The 499-nt window shown below is 68.3% G+C and carries 1 protein-coding gene; it reads right to left on the bottom strand.

Features of this window, described 5'->3' with window-relative positions; translation table 11 throughout:
* On the bottom strand, positions 1-476 hold a 476-nt coding region (locus tag AC5Y6X_RS24405; RefSeq protein WP_499989714.1), incomplete at its 3' end, for a PPE family protein.
* Positions 477-499 lie beyond the last annotated feature (23 nt).

Genomic DNA, 499 nt, shown 5'->3' with positions numbered 1-499 from the left:
GACTGGCCGGCATAGGTGTACATCGCGGTGGCGTCTTGGGCCCACATCTCGCCGTACTGGGCCTCCAGCTGGGCGATGATCCCGCTGTTTTGACCCAACACATTGGTGGCCACCGCCTGCGCGAGCTGGGCGCGGTTGGCCGCGATCAACGGCGGGGGCACCGTCGAGGCGAACGCCTGCTCAAAAGCCGCCGCGGCCGCGTTGGCCTGGGCGCCGGCCTGCTCGGCCTGGGCGGCGGTGGCGCTCATCCACGCCACATACGGTTGCACCGCGGCGGCCATCGTCGCCGAGGCCGGCCCCAGCCACTCCTCACTGGACAACTGGGCCACCACGTTCTCATAACCCAACACCGCCGAATTCAGCTCGGCGGCAAGGGCATTCCACGCCGAGGCCGCCGTCGTCAACGACGTCGACCCCGCACCGGCATACATCCGCGCCGAATTGAACTCCGGCGGCAACGCACCAAAATCAAGCATCACAAACCCCTCAACCCGCCGCC

Source organism: Mycobacterium sp. NGS26 (assembly GCF_059813025.1).
This window is presented reverse-complemented; position numbering and strand designations above follow the sequence as displayed.